Source organism: Candidatus Cloacimonadota bacterium, from assembly GCA_011372345.1.
Taxonomy (GTDB): domain Bacteria; phylum Cloacimonadota; class Cloacimonadia; order Cloacimonadales; family TCS61; genus DRTC01.
This window is the reverse complement of the sequence record DRTC01000525.1, coordinates 1-2,668: the sequence shown is the minus strand read 5'-3', so window position 1 is coordinate 2,668 and position 2,668 is coordinate 1. Positions and strand designations below refer to the sequence as shown.

The 2,668-nt window shown below is 37.6% G+C and carries 2 protein-coding genes; both read left to right on the top strand.

All coding sequences use genetic code 11. The annotated features are described in order from the left end of the window. The first annotated feature begins 744 nt into the window (after nucleotides 1-744). The gene (locus ENL20_10025) at nucleotides 745-2,076 is read left to right on the top strand and encodes an NADP-specific glutamate dehydrogenase (protein HHE38893.1); all 1,332 of its coding nucleotides are present in this window, start codon (nucleotides 745-747) and stop codon (nucleotides 2,074-2,076) included. Between the two features lie 221 nt (nucleotides 2,077-2,297). Beyond that, nucleotides 2,298-2,668: N-acetyltransferase (locus ENL20_10020; GenBank protein HHE38892.1), on the top strand; the 371-nt coding region annotated here is incomplete at its 3' end.

The following is a 2,668-nucleotide window of genomic DNA, read 5'->3' as shown; positions in this document are numbered from 1 at the left end:
TATCTTATCCTAGGAAATGATGATCCCAGCATTGAAGAGGTTTCCATTATGGAAGCAGGAAATCAAGGCATCTGGACTTATATCCACAATCGAAAGATCAAATATAAAAACTACGATATTTATGGTTATGCTTTTGTGCCGCCTACTCCTTTTTTATTGAAAGATTGGGAGAAATTTGATGTTTCCAGATTTATAGATGTTGGCTGTGTCTCTCCGATTGAAGGCTATAGAACTTTCCCGGTTTTTGATTATGAAAAGGAATATTCGACGATCAAAAAAGACCTGGAACAATTAATAGGAAACGATAACTTAAATAATTCCATATTTTTATTTCATTCACCACCTTATCAAACAAAACTCGATAGAGCCGCTCTCGACGGAAAAATGATCGATCATGTACCTCTCGATGTTCATGTCGGTAGTATCGCCATCAAAAGATTTATCCAAGAAAAGCAACCTTATCTCACGCTTCACGGTCATATTCACGAATCTTCTACCATAACCGGCTTCTGGAATGATGTGATCGGCAAAACTCAATGCTTTTCCGCTGCTTATGATAAACCGGAACTGGCAATTGTAAAATTCGATTTAGGAAAGCCCTCGAAGGCAGAAAGAATTTTAAGATAATCGATATATTTAACTTCTTTTATTACTTCTATTTATTTTATTAGATATGCAGGAATTTGACCTTGACAAATATTTTCCCTTTAAATTTTGTCCCAAAAAAATATTCGGAGGTTGTTTATGACAATGAAAGAATTTCTTGCTTATATCGAAGCGAAAAATCCATGTCAGCCTGAATTTATGCAGGCAGTAACAGAAGTCGTAGAATCTATCTGGGATGTATATAATTCTAATCCTGCCTTTGTGGAAGCAAAGATCCTGGAAAGAATTATCGAACCGGAAAGAGTGGTTATGTTCCGTGTTCCCTGGGTAGATGACAAAGGTGATGTTCAAGTTAATCGCGGTTTCAGAGTTGAGTTCAACAGTGCTATCGGACCTTACAAAGGTGGTCTTCGTTTCCATCCTTCCGTAAACCTGAGCATTCTAAAATTCCTCGGTTTTGAACAGGTTTTCAAAAACAGTCTGACAACACTTCCCATGGGTGGTGGAAAAGGCGGATCTAATTTTGATCCTAAAGGAAAATCTGATAATGAAGTAATGAAATTCTGCCAGTCTTTTATGAGCGAACTTTATCGTCATATCGGTCCTAACACAGATGTTCCTGCTGGTGATATCGGTGTTGGTGGTCGTGAAATCGGTTATATGTTCGGAATGTATAAGAAGATCCGTAATGAATTTGTCGGAATTCTGACCGGAAAAGGTTTGAACTGGGGTGGAAGCTTGATTCGACCTGAAGCAACAGGTTATGGCTGTGTGTATTTTGCCGAAGAAATGCTGAAAACAAAAGGTGATTCTTTCAAAGGTAAAACTGTAACAGTTTCAGGTTCGGGAAATGTTGCTCAATACACAACTGAAAAAGTTAATGAACTCGGTGGAAAAGTAGTAACCCTTTCTGATTCAAGTGGATATATTTATGATCCTGACGGTATCGACGCTGAAAAACTTGCTTATGTCATGGAACTCAAAAATATCAAACGCGGCAGGATCAAAGAATACGCTGAAAAATATGGAGTAAAATACTTTGAAGGTAAAAGACCATGGGAAGTTAAATGCGATGTTGCTCTGCCAAGTGCTACCCAAAATGAGATCGATGTGAATGATGCAAAAACTCTTATTGCAAACGGTTGTAAAGTTGTTGCAGAAGGTGCAAATATGCCTTCTACTCCGGAAGCGATCGAAGTTTATCTTGAAAATAAAATTCTCTACGGACCTGGAAAAGCTGCTAATGCCGGTGGTGTTGCTACTTCCGGATTGGAAATGTCTCAAAACAGTTTAAGACTCTCCTGGACAAGAGAAGAAGTCGATGAAAGATTGCATAACATAATGAAAGCAATTCATTCTCAATGCGTCGAACACGGCAAAGATGGTGATTTCGTTAATTATGTGAACGGAGCAAATATTGCCGGATTCCTGAAAGTCGCCAATGCAATGCTTGATCATGGTGTTGTTTAAATAGAACCTTGCGAATGGTCGAGGAACGAGACCTTCGCAATGGTTGAACTAAAATCATAAAACCTGCCGGTTAATTATTACGGCAGGTTTTTTTATGCAAATTACTTTACGAAATAATTCTTTTCAAAAATATGTCTCTTTGAAATATAAGGGATTATTAAAACTTAAATCAAGTCCACTAAAGTGAACTTAATTCAAGTTTTTTAGTTTGGAGGTAATTTATGAAGCAATATATAGCGGAAACTGCCAAAATTGGTCAAGCTACGAAAATCGGTTTTAACTGTGTCATTATGGAAAATGTCTCGATCGGAAACGATTGTCTAATCGGAAATAATGTAGTAATTTATGAAGGATCGAAGATTGGAGATCAGGTCAGGATTGATGATAATACAATAATCGGGAAAAAACCTTTGAGTTCTCCCAGAAGTATTTTCAAAGTCGATCCCAACCTGAAACCAGCAGAAATTGGGAATATGTGCCAGATTGGAGCAAATGTCGTAATTTATGTGCAGGCAATGATCGGGAATAATAACCTGATCGCGGATCTGGCAACAATTCGGGAAAATGTTACGATTGGAGATTTAAATATCAT

What these genes read in the sequence shown, in the direction of transcription:
- ENL20_10025 (HHE38893.1), top strand. Translation starts at nt 745, where the DNA reads ATGACAATGAAAGAATTTCTTGCTTATATCGAAGCGAAAAATCCATGT.